This window comes from Amycolatopsis camponoti (assembly GCF_902497555.1).
In the GTDB taxonomy this organism is placed as follows: domain Bacteria; phylum Actinomycetota; class Actinomycetes; order Mycobacteriales; family Pseudonocardiaceae; genus Amycolatopsis; species Amycolatopsis camponoti.
Genome location: NZ_CABVGP010000002.1, coordinates 3132923 through 3146902, shown reverse-complemented (window position 1 = coordinate 3146902; position 13980 = coordinate 3132923). Strand labels below are relative to the sequence as shown.

The 13980-nt window shown below is 73.4% G+C and carries 14 protein-coding genes; 4 read left to right on the top strand and 10 right to left on the bottom strand.

Going from position 1 to position 13980, the window contains the following annotated elements:
* From AA23TX_RS35050 to AA23TX_RS35010, 9 genes are all read right to left on the bottom strand, one after another.
* Positions 1-894, bottom strand: a complete 894-nt coding sequence (locus AA23TX_RS35050; protein WP_155546975.1) for a phosphotransferase family protein — start codon at positions 892-894, stop codon at positions 1-3.
* On the bottom strand, positions 891-2075 hold the full coding sequence (locus AA23TX_RS35045; RefSeq protein ID WP_155546974.1) for an acyl-CoA dehydrogenase family protein: 1185 nt from the start codon (positions 2073-2075) through the stop codon (positions 891-893). Before AA23TX_RS35045 ends, AA23TX_RS35050 begins: the two co-directional genes overlap by 4 nt.
* Positions 2072-3208 (bottom strand): thiolase family protein, encoded by a 1137-nt coding sequence (locus AA23TX_RS35040; RefSeq protein ID WP_155546973.1) that lies wholly within the window; start codon positions 3206-3208, stop codon positions 2072-2074. Before AA23TX_RS35040 ends, AA23TX_RS35045 begins: the two co-directional genes overlap by 4 nt.
* Positions 3205-3453 carry a Zn-ribbon domain-containing OB-fold protein gene (locus AA23TX_RS35035; RefSeq protein ID WP_230862901.1) on the bottom strand — a complete coding sequence of 83 codons (249 nt, stop codon included), beginning with the start codon at positions 3451-3453 and terminating at the stop codon, positions 3205-3207. Before AA23TX_RS35035 ends, AA23TX_RS35040 begins: the two co-directional genes overlap by 4 nt.
* 18 nt (positions 3454-3471) lie before the next feature.
* Entirely contained in the window at positions 3472-4260 is a 789-nt protein-coding gene (locus tag AA23TX_RS35030) for an enoyl-CoA hydratase/isomerase family protein (protein WP_155546971.1), read from the bottom strand.
* Positions 4261-4337: 77 nt separating this feature from the next.
* Complete coding sequence (locus AA23TX_RS35025; protein ID WP_155546970.1) at positions 4338-5336, bottom strand: acyl-CoA dehydrogenase family protein; 999 nt, start codon at positions 5334-5336, stop codon at positions 4338-4340.
* Positions 5336-7837 (bottom strand): branched-chain amino acid ABC transporter ATP-binding protein/permease, encoded by a 2502-nt coding sequence (locus AA23TX_RS35020; RefSeq protein WP_155546969.1) that lies wholly within the window; start codon positions 7835-7837, stop codon positions 5336-5338. The genes AA23TX_RS35025 and AA23TX_RS35020 overlap by 1 nt, the downstream gene beginning before the upstream one ends.
* 8 nt (positions 7838-7845) lie before the next feature.
* Positions 7846-8715, bottom strand: coding sequence for a branched-chain amino acid ABC transporter permease (locus tag AA23TX_RS35015; protein WP_155546968.1), 870 nt, complete (start codon positions 8713-8715; stop codon positions 7846-7848).
* A 31-nt stretch (positions 8716-8746) separates the two neighbouring features.
* The gene (locus AA23TX_RS35010) at positions 8747-9583 is read right to left on the bottom strand and encodes an SDR family NAD(P)-dependent oxidoreductase (RefSeq protein WP_230862900.1); all 837 of its coding nucleotides are present in this window, start codon (positions 9581-9583) and stop codon (positions 8747-8749) included.
* A 6-nt stretch (positions 9584-9589) separates the two neighbouring features.
* Between AA23TX_RS35010 and AA23TX_RS35005 the strand changes: the two genes are divergently transcribed.
* Together AA23TX_RS35005 and AA23TX_RS35000 are read left to right on the top strand one after the other, a co-directional pair.
* The gene (locus tag AA23TX_RS35005; RefSeq protein WP_155546967.1) at positions 9590-10648 is read left to right on the top strand and encodes an NAD(P)-dependent alcohol dehydrogenase; all 1059 of its coding nucleotides are present in this window, start codon (positions 9590-9592) and stop codon (positions 10646-10648) included.
* A gap of 49 nt (positions 10649-10697) precedes the next feature.
* Positions 10698-11366, top strand: coding sequence for an RraA family protein (locus tag AA23TX_RS35000; RefSeq protein WP_155546966.1), 669 nt, complete (start codon positions 10698-10700; stop codon positions 11364-11366).
* A gap of 60 nt (positions 11367-11426) precedes the next feature.
* Here AA23TX_RS35000 and AA23TX_RS34995 read toward each other — a convergent pair whose 3' ends face one another.
* On the bottom strand, positions 11427-12317 hold the full coding sequence (locus AA23TX_RS34995) for a LysR family transcriptional regulator (protein WP_155546965.1): 891 nt from the start codon (positions 12315-12317) through the stop codon (positions 11427-11429).
* Between the two features lie 68 nt (positions 12318-12385).
* Here AA23TX_RS34995 and AA23TX_RS34990 point away from each other — a divergent pair, with 68 nt between their 5' ends.
* Together AA23TX_RS34990 and AA23TX_RS34985 are read left to right on the top strand one after the other, a co-directional pair.
* A complete protein-coding gene (locus AA23TX_RS34990; RefSeq protein ID WP_230862899.1) occupies positions 12386-13243 on the top strand; it encodes an EamA family transporter in 858 nt (285 codons plus the stop codon).
* Positions 13244-13288: 45 nt separating this feature from the next.
* Positions 13289-13972: a GntR family transcriptional regulator gene (locus tag AA23TX_RS34985; RefSeq protein WP_155546964.1), complete on the top strand. Its 684-nt coding sequence runs from the start codon at positions 13289-13291 to the stop codon at positions 13970-13972.
* Positions 13973-13980: the final 8 nt, after the last annotated feature.

The window sequence follows — 13980 nt, the reverse complement described above, 5'->3', positions numbered from 1 at the left end:
TCAGCTCCTCAGAATGTCCGCGGCGGACCGGATCATCGCGGCGATGGTCGGCGGCAGCCGCTCCTGGTCCGGGTCGTGGTGCTTGCCTTCGCGATGGCGGCGCAGGTTGTGGCCCATGATCGCGGCCATCTTCATCCGCCCGAGCGCCCGGAACCACGCCATGTCCGGCAGGGGCTCGCCGTAGACGTCGAGGAGTTCGGCCTCGCTCGGCAGGCCCGGCACCGGGGTGCCCAAAGCCGGGAAGTTGCGGTGGTCGGCGAAGAGCAGGAACCAGCCGAGGTCGGTGCGGGGATCGCCGGTGCTCCAGATTTCCCAGTCCACGACGGCGGTGGCGCGGTCTCCGGCGAACAGCACGTTCCCGAGCCGGAAGTCGCCGTGCACCAGCACGGGTGGCAGGTCGTCCGGCACGTTCTCGGCGAGCAGCCGCAGGAGGTCCTCGGCGCCCGGCCGGAGTTCGGCCGGGACGGCGTGCATGGTGCGGCTCCAGCGTTCCAGCTCACCCGCGGCGGTGGCGGGTGGCTCGCCGGGCACCGGTCCGGCGTCGTGCAGCAGCCGCAGGAGACGGGCCGCCTCGAGCATCCGGGTGCGGGCCAGCTCCGGGGCGAGGGTGTGCTCGTCGAGGACCGGCTCGATCGCCTCGCCGGCGGCGAACTCCATGGCGAACCACGTCTCGTCCGCGACGATCACGCGCGGCACCGGCACGGCCGAGCCCGCGAGAGCACCAAGCACCCGCGCCTGGCGCAGGACGTCGTTGCGGCCCACCGGTTTCTGCCCCGGCGGCACCGCTTTGACGACGTACTTGTCCTCGACCGTGTACGTCAGCCCGGAGTGCCCGCCCGGCAGGACCACCGGCTCACCGCCGAGGCGTTCGCGGACCTGATCGGCCAGGCTCACCGGGACGGCTCCTTCGGCAGGCCGAGCACGCGCTCGGCGAGGATGGTCCGCTGGATCTCGTCCGACCCGCCGGCGATGCTGTAGCCGGGCGCGCCGAGCAGGTGCTCGGTCCAGGCGAAGGTGCCCCACTCGCCGGTGTCCGCGACCAGCCGCGGCCCGAGCAGCTGCACGACGAGGTCGCTGGTCCGCCGCATCGTCTCGGTGGCGTAGAGCTTCCCGACCGAGGCCTCCGCCCCGGGCTCCCGCCCCGCGGCCAGCGCCGCGGTGACGCGCAGGCCGATGAGCCGCTGGACGAGCGTGCGCACGAACAGGTCGGCGGTCTGCTGCCGCTCGACGTCGGACAGGGGACTGTGCCGGGCCAGCTCGATCGCGCGGTCGGCGTTGTCCAGGCCGAGCGAGCCCGAATCCAGGCGCTCGGCGGCCAGCACGCTGAGCGTCACCTTCCAGCCCTGGCCGACCGGGCCGAGGCGGTCGGTGTCCGGCACGACGACGCCGTCGAGGTAGACCTCGTTGAAGCTCGCGCCGCCGGTCATCTGCCGGATCGGCCGCACGGTGACCCCCGGCGCGTCCATGCGCACCAGGAACACCGTGATCCCGGCGTGCTTGGGTGCCTCGGGGTCGGTGCGGCACACCGCGACACCCCACGTCGCGACGCGGGCCCCGGACGTCCACACCTTGTGGCCGTCGAGCACCCACTCGTCGCCGCGGCGGACCGCTTTCGTCCGGACGGCGGCCAGGTCGGACCCGGCCTCGGTTTCCGAGAACAGCTGGCAGGCCAGTTCGTCGGTCCGCAGCATCGGCCGCAGCCAGCGCTGTTTCTGCGCTTCGGTGCCCCAGATCTCGATCGCGGGGGCGACGAGGTGCTGGGTGACCGGGAAGATCTCGCTGCGGCGCGGGACGTCGAACGCGGCTTCCTCGGCCCGGTAGAGCTGTTCGTAGAACGCGGGCAGCCCGCGACCGCCGGACTCCGGCGCGCGGCCCAGCGCGCCCCAGCCCGCGTCGAACCGGGTGCGTTCCCAGTCCTGGCCGCGTGCGGTGTGCGCGCGTTCCTCGTCTTCGGTCCAGTTCTCGAACACCGCCACCGAGTCGTCGCCCGTCCCCCAGGTCGCCGAGGTCCGCGGATCGGCCACAGTGGACAGCCAGGCGCGCGCTTCGGCACGGAACTCCGCCGGCCCGGTCATCGGGCCAGCACCGTGCACGCGCTGACCCCGGGAGCGCCGTAGACGTGGGTGAACCCGATCCGCGGCCCGCCCGGCACCTGCCGCGCGCCGGCCCGGCCGCGCAGCTGCTGGACGACCTCGTAGACCTGCCGCAGCCCGGACGCCCCGATCGGCTCGCCGTTGGCGATGCAGCCGCCGTCGGTGTTGACCGGCAGCGTCCCGCCGATCTCCGTCGCCCCGGAGGCGATCAGCTTCTCCTGCTCGCCGTCCTCGCAGAACCCGCATTCGGCGAGGTGCATGACCTCGGCGCCGCTTTCGGTGTCCTGCAGCTGGGCGACGTCCACTTCGGACGGTCCGAGGCCGGCCCCCTCGAACGCCGCCGTGGCCGCGTCCCGGCTGACGCTGGTGGGCTCACCCGCGTCGATCGACGGGCTGAACACCTCGAACGAGCCACGCCGGCGGGTCCGCACGACCGCCGACCGCAGCGTGACCGCGTCGCGGGTGGGGACCGAAGGAGAGCACAGGACCAGCGCCGCCGCGCCCTCCCCCGGAGAACAGAACATGAAGCGGGTCAGCGGGTCGTTGACCAGGCCCGAGGCGAGGACCTCGTCGGCGCTGATCTCCTGGCGGCGCCAGGCTTCCGGGGTCAGGCTGCCGTTGCGGTACGCCTTCTCCGCCACCAGCGCCAGCGTCCGCGGCGTGATGCCGAAGTCGTGCGCGTACCGCCGGATCTTCATGCCGAAGAACTGCGTGGTCACCATGAGGCCGTCACGCCCGTAGGCGTCGTCGAGGCCCCAGTCCTCCGGCCGCGGGTCGAACGCGCCCCGCGGGTGCTTGTCGAAGCCGACCGCGAGGACGACGTCGGCCATCCCGCCGCGGATCGCGTTGACCGCCGAGACGAGCGCGCTGCCGCCGGTGGCGCAGCCGTTCTTGACGTTGACGAACGGAATCCCGGTCAGTCCGAGGTCGGCGACCAGGGTGTCGGCGAGCCCGGCGGCGTCGCTGCCGCCGAACGCGGCGCCGACCCGGGACCACGGGATCCCCGCGTCGGCCAGCGCGGCCGTCGCGGCGGCGACGGCGTGCTCCCGGCCGGACCGCCCGGAGCGCCCGAACGGGGTGCGGGCGGCGCCGCAGATCAGGACGTCGTCGGTCACTGCTCCTCCTCGACCGGCTTGGCGTGCGGGACACCCGTCGTCTCTTCGACGCGCAGGCGCATTCCGATATGGACACCCGTCTCGGGGACGTCGAGCACGGCGGCCACGCGCGGGCCGCCGTCCAGCTCGACGTACCCGAGCGCGAACGGCCGGAAGCCGTCGCCGGGCGGGACGTACGGGGGCGACTTGGGCGCGAACCGTTGCACGGTCCAGGTCCACAGCACGCCCTCGGCGGGCAGAGTCACCCCCGTCGGAACCATCGCTCAGCGCCCCGTCCACTTGGGTTCGCGCTTCTCCAGGAACGCGGCGACGCCTTCGGCCGCGTCGTCGGAGTTCAGCGTCACGCCCACCGCGAGGTGCTCCATGACCATCAGCGACTGCGTGTCGGCGTCGAGGCTGCGGTCGATGGTCATCTTGGTGATGCGCATCTGGAACGGGCTCTTGTCGGTGAGCTGCCCGATGAACTCCTCGACCGTCTCGTCCAGCCGCTCCGCGGGAGCGGACTTGTTGATCAGGTTGAAGTCCGCGGCTTCGACGCCGGAGAGCAGCTTGCCCGTGAGCATCAGCTCCTTGGTCTTGCGGATGCCGATCATCCGCGGCACCCGGTAGATCGGACCGGCGCCGCCGAAGAGCCCGCGGCGCATGTGGAAGTCGCCGATCTTGGCGTCGTCCGAGGCGATCGCGAAGTCGCAGGAGATCATCAGCTCGAACCCGCCGGCGGTCACGTAGCCCTCGAGGACCGCGACCGACGGCGTGTTCATCGAGTACAGGCGGTCGCAGATCTTCGCGGAGATGACGGCCACCTCCATCGCCGTCGAGCTGCCGATGTACTCGGCCTGCAGGCTGTCGAGGTCGAAGCCGGAGCAGAACGTGCCCCCGCGGCCGCGCAGGACCAGCACGCGCAGGTCCGGGTCCTTGTCGACCTCGGTGATGATCTCGTCGAGCCGTTCCAGGATCGGCACGGTGACGCAGTTCTTCTTCCACGGGCGGTTCAGCCAGACCCGCGCCACGTTCCCGTCGCGCTCGAACTGGATCTCGTCTTCCACGGCCATCTCGTTCTCCTAACTGAACTGACTTCAGTTTGATTGAATAGGTCGGACGCGGCCGCTGTCAACCGGCGTCCGGGTGGCTAAAGTCCCAATGCGACGGCGAGGCGCGCGCGGTGGTCCTGGGGCGTGCCGAACAGCACCTCGTCCGCCCGGGCGCGCCGGACGTACCGGTGGGCCGGGTGCTCCCAGGTGAAGCCGGTTCCGCCGTGCAGCTGGACGTATTCGGCGACCGCCAGCCGGTACGCGCCGGTGCACACCGTGGCGGCCGCCGCGGCCGCCACCGGCAGCTCCGGCGACTCGGTCGCGACGCAGGCGACGGCGTACGCCGCGGCCGAACGCGCGGCCTCGTACTCCACCAGGAGCGTCGCCAGCCGGTGCTTGACCGCCTGGAACGACCCGATCGGACGGCCGAACTGCCTGCGTCGCTCCACATAGGACACCGTGGCGTCGAGGGCGTGCCCGATGCCGCCGAGCTGTTCGGCGGCGAGCGCGGTCCGCCCGATGTCGAGCACCCGCGGCACGACGTCCGCCGTCCCGATCGGCGTGGCCGGCGTGTCCCGGAACTCGAGCCGCGCCTGCGGCCGAGTTTCGTCGAGCACCCGCAACGGCGTTCCGGACACGGCCTCGCAGGCGTACAGCCGGTCCCCCGCGCGGACCAGGACCAGGTCCGCGTCCGCGCCGTCGAGGACGAAGTCCGCCGAACCCGACAGCGTTCCGTTGCGGGCCTGGACGTCGCCGTCGAAGGCGACAGCGGCGCTCAGGGTGCCGTCGGCGATGCCGGGCAGGTAGCGCTCGTCCCCGCAGAGCAGCAGCGTGTGGGCGGCGAGGACGACCGTCGGCAACAGCCCCGGAGCGCACAACGCGCGTCCGGCCTCCTCCAGCACCACGGCCAGGTCGGCGAACGAGTACCCGGCGCCGCCGCGTGCCTCGGGAATCGCGAGCCCCTGGACCCCCAGCTCCCCGGCCATGCGTTTCCCCAGCGCGTCGTCGCTCCCATGCGTGGCGAAGAAGTCCCTGGTCACGGCCCGGAGTTCGCGCTGCTCCGCGGTCTCGGTCAACAAGGCCGGATCGATCAGCATCACGCCTCCAGCGTCGTCACGTCACGCACGCCCAGTGCGACCGCGTGCTCGCCGCCGAAGTAGGCGGACTCGGCCCGCGTCGCGAACGCGGGATCGGCCGCCGGGCCGTGCGCCGCAACGACTCCTTCGTGCAGCACGACCACGTCGTGGCAGGTCGCCATCGCGCGGCTCAGCAGCTGTTCCAGCAGGACGACGGTCAGCCCGCCCTCGGCCAGCTCGCCGAGGCGCGCGTACACCTCGTCGACCAGCGCCGGCGCGAGCCCGAGCGCCGGTTCGTCGACGATGAGGACGTCCGGGCCGGCCATCAGGGCGCGGGCGATGGCGAGCATCTGCTGCTCGCCGCCGCTGAGCCCGGCGGCCTGGACCGACAGCCGGTCGCGCAGCCGGGGCGGCAGCCACTCGGCCGTCTCGTCGAGCTTCGCCCGCAGCGCCGCACCTTTCAGGCCCACGGAGTACGCGGCGACTTCGAGGTTTTCGCGCAGGGAAAGGGTTTTGAACAGGGCGCGGCCCTCCGGGACGAGGCTGGTGCGCACCGCGCGGACGCCGGTGGCGCTCGCCTCGCGCGTCCCGCCCGACGGCCGCAGCGAGCCGTGCAGGATCCGGCCGAGGGTGCTCTTGCCCGCGCCGTTCGCGCCGACGATCCCGAGGACGGCGCCCTCGTGGACGTCCAGGTCGATGCCGCGCAGCGCCGCGACCCCGCCGTAGTGGTGTTCGACGCCGGCCAGCCGGACCACGACCGGGCTGCCGGCGGCGCGGGCGGGCAGCGCGGCTCGCGTGGTCGTCGTGCCGAGGTACGACGCCTGCACCGCGCTGTCGCGCAGCACCTCCGCCGGCGGTCCTTCGCCGATCGGCCGGCCGAAGTCGAAGGCGACGACCCGGTCGGCGACGGCGAAGAGGTCGTCCAGCACGTGGTCGATGACCAGCACCGCGGCGCCGCCGTCGCGCAGGCGCTCGATCTGCCGGGCCGCGGTCGCGCGCTCGTCGGCGTCCAAGCCGCCGAACGGTTCGTCCAGGACGAGCAGCGCGGGCTCCTCGGCCATCGCCCGGGCGAGGTCCAGCCGCTTCTGCAGCCCGAACGGCAGCTCCGCCGGGTACCGGCCGGCGACGTCGGTCAGGCCGACGCGGGCGAGCAGCTCGCCGGCGACCCGGCGGTGCCGGGGCGTGATCCGGCGGTGCGTGCACAGGACGTTCTCCAGGACGGTCAGCTCGCCGAACGTCTCCGCGTGCTGGAAGGTGCGGCCGATCCCGAGCCGCCGCCGGGCGGTGGCCCGGGTGGTGAGCAGCTGCTTGCCGTCGTACTCCGCGCCACCGCTCACCTTGCCGCCGCCGGTGAGTCCGGAAAGGACGTTCATCAGCGTGGTCTTGCCGGCACCGTTCGGGCCGATCACCGCGAGCACCTCGCCCCGCCGGACCGAGAGCGACGCGCCCTCCAAGGCCTTCAAGCCGCCGAAGCGCACGGACACGTCCGTCAAGGTCAGCAACGGCGTCCCGGCGGGTTCCCGGTGCCCCGGCCCGGGTTCCGGCACGGTGGCCGGGACGGGACGCGGCGGCCGGGCGAACTTCCGGGCGAGCTTGCCGAGAGACGGCACCACCCCGCTCGGCAGGAAGATCAGTGCGGCGATCAGGACCAGGCCCTGGACCACCGGCTGGGGCAGCCCGACGGACGAGGCCAGCGTGGGCGACCAGGCGAGGTACCCGCCGCCGACGACGGCGCCGAGCACGCTGCCGACCCCGCCGAGCACGCACGAGGAGATGAGCGAGATGCCGAGGTTGAGCGAGAACGGGTCGGGGCTGACGAACCCGCCGAGCAGGCCCAGCAGCACTCCGGCGAACCCGGTGAACGCGGCGCTCACGGCGAACGCGAGCGCCGACTGGGCCTCGGGCGCGATCCCGATCGACTGCGCGACCAGCGGGTGCGACTTCGCCGCCACCAGGCGCATCCGCAGCGCGGAACCCTTGGCCAGGACGGCGATCGCGAGGCACACCCCGGCGGCGCCGACGGCGAGCGTCTGCGCTTCCGCTCCCCCGCTGGGCAGCACGCCGGCGACGGTGTCCACGGGCGACACCGGGACGCCCTGGTCGCCGCCGGTGACGTCGGTCCAGCGGTTGATGACCTCCAGCGACACCAGGCTGAACGCGAGGGTGAGCAAGGCGATGTAGAGCGTCGAGAACCGGGCGCCCGCGTACCCGAGGAAGCCGCCGAGCACGGCGCTGGACACGACGGTGCCGACGACGATCGTCTCCAGGGACCAGCCGTGGCCGCTGCCGTAGGCGGCGAAGTACGCGCCGACCGCGAAGAACGCCGGGTGCCCGACCGACCAGACGCCGGACCAGCCCGCGAGGAGGCCGACGGACAGCACGACGATCGTGTAGACGGCGGCCAGCGCGACCGAATACGCCTGGTAGGGCGGGATCGCGCCGGAGTTCAGCACCACGATCAGCGCGACCGCGGCGAGAGGCCCGAGCAGGGCCCGGGCGGCCCGGGAGCCGAGGAAGGTCATGGCGTACCTCAAACCCGTTGGAAAGTGCGCGTGCCGAACAGGCCCTGGGGCCGGATCAGCAGCACGAGGACGGTGAACGTGAAGACGAAGGTGTCGCGGAAGCTCGCCGAGACGTAGCTCGCGCCGAGGTTCTCCAGCACCCCGACGACCAGGCCGCCGACGACCGCGCCGTACATGCTGTTGAGCCCGCCCAGGAAGATGCCGGCGAAGGCCCGGAACAGCGGTGCGGACAGCACGGCCGGCGCCAGGCCGACCTTCGGGGCGTAGAGGCACGCGGCGAGCGCGCCGAGGCCGAGGCCCAGCGCCCACGCCAGGCGCGCGATCCGCTGCGCGCTGATGCCGACGACCTGCGCGGTGTCGGCTGACTCCGCGACCGCGCGCATCGCCGAGCCGGTGGTGGTCCGGCCGAACAGGAACGCGACCAGGCCCATCGCCACCCCGGCCACCGCGATGGTCAGCAGGCTCTGCGCCGGGATCGCGAGGTCGCCCGCGCGCACGGTGCCGTCGACGATGCTGGGGAACGACTTGGGCTGGGTGCCCCAGACCGAGCTGATCACGCTTTCGCCGATGAGCGCGACGCCCATGGTCACCACGAGCGCGGCGAACAGCCGGCCCTGGCCGAGCGGCCGGATCACCACCTCGCGGACCAGCAGCCCGGCGACGACGGTCACCACGACCGCGCCGAGGACGCCGACGATGACCGCGGCGCCGTTGTCGTGGAACGTGATCGCGGCGTACAGGCCCAGGGTCGCGAGGCTGGCGAGCGCGAAGTTCACGACGTCCGTGGCCCGGTAGACGATCACCAGGCCGAGGCCCATCAGGCCGTAGATCGCGCCACTGGCGATCCCGCTGACGAGCACGAGCAGGAATTGATCCACGTCTACCCTCTCCCTTGAGGACGAAGTGAACTCAGTTCAGGTGACAGTAGCGGCCGACTCCGCCGCTGACAAGCCCGTCAGGCGGTGAAGCGGCCACCGTTGGCCAGTACCACCGAACCGGCCAGGTTGGCCGCTTTTTCCCGGCCAGGAACAGAGCCACGTCGGCGATCTCTTCGGGCGTCGCGTACGCCCCGCCGCCGGACTCGGCGAAAGCGCGGCGAAGGGCGTCGGGCGTCCGCGCGGCCATCCCGGTCTCCGTCGGCCCGGGCGCCACGACGTTGACCCGCACGCCGAACGGGATGACCTCTTTCGCCACCGCCTGCGCGAACGCGTGCACCCCGGCTTTCGAGGCGGAGTAATGGGGATAGCCCACGGGGGCGTCGAACGCGGACGACGACCCGACGACGACCACGGCACCCGCGCGGCGCGGCACCATGACTCGGACCGCGGCGCGCAGGACGTGGAACGTGCCGTCGAGGTTCACGCCCATGACCCGCCGCCAGGACCGGACGTCCAGCGCCGCGGTCACCTCCGGCGGCCGCCCGGCCTCCCACGCGTCCGCGATCCACTGCTTCGCCTGAGGATCGTCGACGCCGGCCGCGTGCACGACGACGTCGAGACCGCCGTGGTCGCGCTCGATCCCGGCCACCAGCCAGTCGACGCGATCCGGGTCCGAGACGTCCACTTCGGCCGCTCGCGCGCCGGCCAGCGGCGCGGCGACCCGCTCCGCCGCCGCGACGTCCCGGTCGGCGAGCACGAGCTGCCGTGCACCGGCCAGCTTCCGCGCCACCGCGGCCCCGATCCCCGATCCGGCGCCCGTCACGAGCACCACCTTGTCCGCCCACCCTGCTTCCTGAACTGAGTTCATTTCTGTATGGTCGGCGTTGTGAGCCCGGTGCGCAAGACCCCGGCCCTGCGCCTCACGGCGTGGGGCGACCCGCCGTCACTCGTCGACGCCGAAGTGCCCGAACCGACCGGCACCGAGGTGCTGATCCGCGTCGAAGCGGCCGGGATCTGCCACTCCGACCTGCACGTCCTCGACGCCGCACCGGGCGCGCTCCCCTACCGGCCGCCGTTCACCCTCGGGCACGAGATCGCCGGGCACGTCGCGGCCGGCGATTTCGCGGCCGAGGGTCTCGCGGTCGGCGACCGGGTCGCCGTGTACGGGCCCTGGGGGTGCGGCGCCTGCCGGCGCTGCGCCGCGGGCGAGGACAACTACTGCGACCGGCGCGCGGAGCTGCCGTGGTCGGGGGCGGGCCTCGGCCGCGACGGCGGCATGGCGCGGTACGTGCTCGTCCCGCACGCCCGCCACCTGGTGCCGATCGGCGATCTCGACGCCGCCCAGGCGGCTCCGCTGACCGACGCGGGGCTCACGCCTTACCACGCGGTGGCCGGGCTGAAGCTGGCGGACGACGCCGCCGTCGTGGTCATCGGCGTCGGCGGGCTCGGGCACGTGGCGATCCAGATCCTGCGCGCCACCACGCGGGCCCGGGTGTTCGCCGTCGACGTCCGCGAAGCCGCACTGGCTCTCGCCGACCGCTCCGGTGCCCACCGGACCCTGCTGACGAGGACCGACACCGCGACCGTCCTGCGGCGCGAAACCGGCGGCGCCGACGCGGTGCTCGACTTCGTCGGCAGCGACCCGACGCTGTCCCTCGCCGCGGGAGTCCTGCGTCCCGGCGGTGCGCTGGCGATCGTCGGCAGCGGCGGCGGGAAGCTCACCGTCACCAAGCCGGGTCCCCTCCCCCCGGGCGCGTCGGTCTCGCTCCCGTTCTGGGGCAGCGGCCGCGAGCTGCGCGAGGTGATCGCCCTGGCCCGGGCGGGCAGCGTCCGGGTGGAGACGGAGCAGTTCCCGCTCGGCGCGGCGGTCGAAGCCTTCGCGCGGCTGCGAGCCGGACAGGTCAGCGGCCGGGCGGTTCTCCTTCCCGGGTAGGCGAAGCCGCGCGCGGACCTCACGGCGGATCGCCAGTAGCATCGCGAAAATGCCGGTGAACGACGAGCTCGCCCAGAAGTTCCTCGCGGTGGACACGACCGCCCTCTGCGATGTCGACAAGACGACCAGGGTGGTGCACAGCGCGATCCGCGCCCGGTCCGCCCGGTCGCGGATCTTCGGGCCCGCCTTCACGGTCCGGTGCCGCGACGACTTCCTCGGCGTGCTCCAAGCCGTCGAATCGGCCTCGGCCGGCGACGTGATCGTCGTCGACGGTGGCGCGCGCGAGATCGCCCTCGGCGGCGAGCTGTTCGCCCGCGGCGCCCTGGCCCGGTCCCTCGGCGGCATCGTCGTGGACGGCGGCTACCGGGACATGGCCTACGTCGGCCGCTGCGAGCTCCCGCTGTACAGCCGTTTCGTGACTCCGCTGTCCGGAACGTCGGCGAAGCTCGGCGAACTGCAGGTGCCGGTCACCTGCGGTGGCGTCACGGTGAACCCCGGCGACCTCGTCCTCGCCGACGGCGAAGGCCTCATCGTCGTGGCCCCGGACCGGATCGGCGATCTCCTCGACGGAGCGCTCGCGATCAAGCAGGCCGAGAACGCGGTCATCGCACGGCTCGACGCCGGAGCGACCCTCGGCGAGACGTTCACCCTTGCCGAGCACGTCGCCGCGCTCGAGCGGGGCGAGCCCTCCGCGCTGCGGCCCCGGCGCCAGGACTGACCGCGGTCACGGACGCAGCGCACCCGGATCCCTTCGGGTGCCGGACCATCCGGCCGCGGTTCAGCGAGCCAGGAGCCCGAGAACGAGTGCGAGCGGCGGCCACACCTCGCGCCCGCGACGGGTGCACGCGAAGGCGCGCTGCCGCACGTCCGGGCCCGCCAGCGGGAGCAGCGCGACCCCGGAGCGCAGGGCGCGGCCGGACGGCAGCAGGCCGACGGCGGGTGCCGGGCCGGTCGCGATGAGGTCCTCGACCAGCTCCAGGCTGTCCGCGCGGTGCGTGATGCGCGGGGTGAAGCGCGCTGTCGAGGCCAGCCTGCGGATCACGTCCTCGTCGGCGCTGTTGCGGGAGTTGACGATCCAGTCGTGGTCGCGGAACGCCTCGAAGACCGCGCCGGTGTTCTCGCCCCGCGCACGGGCCGCGTCGGCCGCCGGGACGGCGAGGCCCCACCGTGCCGTCCACAGTGGACTCACGGTGATCGCGGGGTCCGTGACGGCCGGGGCGAGGTCGTAGTCGTAGGTCAGGGCGAGGTCGATGTCGTCGGCCAGCAGCGCGGCGAAGGCCTCGTGCGGTTCGTACTCGCTGATCCGCAGGTCCACGCGCGGGTGGTGGTCGGCGAGCGCGGTGGCCGCCGGGAGCAGGGAGCGCCGCACGGCCGTCGCGAACCCGGCGACGCGCACCGTGCCGGCCGGTTCTGCGCCGGGGTCGAGGTCGGCGCGAGCGGCCTCCACGGCGGCGAGGATCGTCACGGCGTGCTCGGCCAGGCGCCGCCCGGCGGGGGTGAGCCGCACGCGGCGGCCGTCCGGCTCGAGCAGCGGCGCACCGGTTTCCTTCGCCAGCACGGCGATCTGCTGCGAGACCGTCGACGTCGTGGTGCCGAGCACGTCGGCCACCGCGCGCATCGAGCCGTGACGGGACAGCTCCAGGAGGAACCGCAACCGACGAGTGTCCATGATTCGTGAACAATACATCCACGATTGGCACGTGGACACGAACGGTCTGGGTCGGTTTTGCTGGGTCCGTGCTCTCCTCCACCCGAACCGGCGCGGCCTTCGCGGTCGCCGCCATGCTCTGCGTCCAGCTCGGGCTCGCCGTGTCCGTCGGCCTGTTCGACCGCATCGGTCCCGAGGGCGCGGCGTGGCTCCGGCTGGCGTGGGCCGGCGTGCTGCTGCTCGTCGTCGTCCGGCCCCGGCCGTCGTCGTTCCGGCGGGCCACCTTCCTGGCCTGCTGCGGGCTGGGCGTGGTCACGGCGGGGATGACCATGCTGTTCATGGAGGCCGTCGCCCGCCTGCCGCTCGGCACGGCCAGCGCGCTGGAGTTCCTCGGCCCGCTCACCGTCGCCGTGACGCGGGGCCGCGGCGGCAAGCGGCTGTGGCCCGTGCTCGCCGCGATCGGCGTCGTCCTGCTGACCGAACCGTGGCGAGGGGGCGCCGACCTGGTCGGCGTCGGCTACGCACTCGCGTCCGCGGTGTGCTGGGCGGCGTACATCCTGCTGACGCAACGGGTGGGCGACGAGGTGGCGGGCGTGCGCGGGCTCGCCGTGTCGATGCCGGTGGCCGGGATCGTGGCGACGCTCGCCTACGGGCCCGGGGTGTTCGGGCACCTGACCGGGGAACTGCTGCTCGTCGGCCTCGGGCTCGCGATCCTGCTGCCGGTGGTCCCGTTCAGCCTGGAGATGCTCGCGCTGCGACGGCTGAACACCTCGGCGTTCGGGACGCTGATGAGCCTGGAACCGGCCATCGCCCTGACGATCGGGTTCGTCGTGCTCCGCCAGGTCCCGAACCCCGGCGCGGCGGCCGGCGTGCTGTTCGTCGTGGCGGCCGGGGTCGGCGCGGAGCGGACCGGCGCGCGGCAGCCGGCCGACCAGGTCGTTTTGTAGCACAATCTCTCCCTGTATCGTCCGGCCGGTGAAGCGAGGGGAACCGTGACCGACCCGGCCGGTGCGCAGACCGCGCCGGAGCGGGTCGCGAGGGCGCTGCGGGACGAGCTGCTGGACGGCGTCCACCCGGTCGGCACCCGGTTCCGCGAAGAGGACCTGGCGGAACGCTTCGACGTCGGCCGGCACACGATCCGTTCGGGGCTGCGGCTGCTCGTCGAACGCGGCCTGGTGACCCACGAGCGCAACCGGGGTGCGGTCGTCGCGCCCCTGAGCAAGCGGCGCATCGACGAGGTCTTCGACTACCGCAAGGTCCTGGAGCTCGGCGCCCTGCGCATGGCCCTGGCCGCGGGCGCCGACCTCGGCCCCGTGCTGACCGAGGTGGAGCGGCTCGAGGCACTGGCCCGGCAGGCACCGAGCCCGCCGTGGCGCGAGCTGACCGGCGCGCACAGCGCCATCCACCGGTCGATCGTCGCGGCCGCGGGCAACCGGCACCTCCTGGACGGCTACGAGCGGTGCGAGGACGAGGTCCGGCTGCTGCTCACCTTCGTCCGGCCGGACTTCGACGCCGCGCGCCTGGCCGCGGTCCACCGCGACCTGGTCGAGAAGCTCCAGCGGGGCGGGGAAGCCGCCGCCGGCGCGCTCACCGAGGACATCGACCACACGGGCCGGGCCGCGTTGCTGGCCGCGCTGCGGCGCGCCGAGGAAAGCGCCCGCCTGCTCGGCCGCTGACGAAGCCG

Coding starts and splice junctions, on each gene's coding strand:
- AA23TX_RS35045 (WP_155546974.1), bottom strand. CDS start 2,075: ATGACCGGGCCGGCGGAGTTCCGTGCCGAAGCGCGCGCCTGGCTGTCC.
- AA23TX_RS35030 (WP_155546971.1), bottom strand. CDS start 4,260: ATGGCCGTGGAAGACGAGATCCAGTTCGAGCGCGACGGGAACGTGGCG.
- AA23TX_RS35025 (WP_155546970.1), bottom strand. CDS start 5,336: ATGCTGATCGATCCGGCCTTGTTGACCGAGACCGCGGAGCAGCGCGAA.
- AA23TX_RS35020 (WP_155546969.1), bottom strand. CDS start 7,837: ATGACCTTCCTCGGCTCCCGGGCCGCCCGGGCCCTGCTCGGGCCTCTC.
- AA23TX_RS35010 (WP_230862900.1), bottom strand. CDS start 9,583: ATGAACTCAGTTCAGGAAGCAGGGTGGGCGGACAAGGTGGTGCTCGTG.
- AA23TX_RS35005 (WP_155546967.1), top strand. CDS start 9,590: ATGGTCGGCGTTGTGAGCCCGGTGCGCAAGACCCCGGCCCTGCGCCTC.
- AA23TX_RS35000 (WP_155546966.1), top strand. CDS start 10,698: ATGCCGGTGAACGACGAGCTCGCCCAGAAGTTCCTCGCGGTGGACACG.
- AA23TX_RS34995 (WP_155546965.1), bottom strand. CDS start 12,317: ATGGACACTCGTCGGTTGCGGTTCCTCCTGGAGCTGTCCCGTCACGGC.